Source organism: Streptomyces sp. NRRL S-1022 (assembly GCF_000720135.1).
In the GTDB taxonomy this organism is placed as follows: domain Bacteria; phylum Actinomycetota; class Actinomycetes; order Streptomycetales; family Streptomycetaceae; genus Streptomyces.
Window position 1 is genome coordinate 1 of the sequence record NZ_JOIU01000150.1, and the last position, 370, is coordinate 370.

Genomic DNA, 370 nt, shown 5'->3' on the forward strand with positions numbered 1-370 from the left:
CTCCGTGACCAGCCCGTCCATGTCGGCGTCGAACGCGACGGGGTAGATGTCCTGGTACTTCTTCGGCGGGTTCTCGGCGTACGCGATCGTCCCGTCCGGACGGTGCCGGAACCACTCGGGGTGCTTGTGGACCCAGGGGTGGTCCGGCGAGCACTGCAACGCGAAGTCCAGCGCGACTTCCAGGCCGAGGCGGTCCGCCTCGGCGACGAAGAAGTCGAAGTCCTCGATGGTGCCCAGGCCGGGGTGGATGGCGTCGTGGCCGCCCTCGGGGGAGCCGATCGCCCAGGGCACGCCGACGTCGTCCGGACCGGCCGTGAGCGTGTTGTTGGGGCCCTTGCGGAAGGTCGTGCCGATGGGGTGGACCGGCGGC

General features: G+C 70.5%; 1 pseudogene. It reads right to left on the bottom strand.

Going from position 1 to position 370, the window contains the following annotated elements:
- Positions 1-370: pseudogene (locus IG05_RS0141255) on the bottom strand (alpha-1,4-glucan--maltose-1-phosphate maltosyltransferase); the annotation flags it as partial.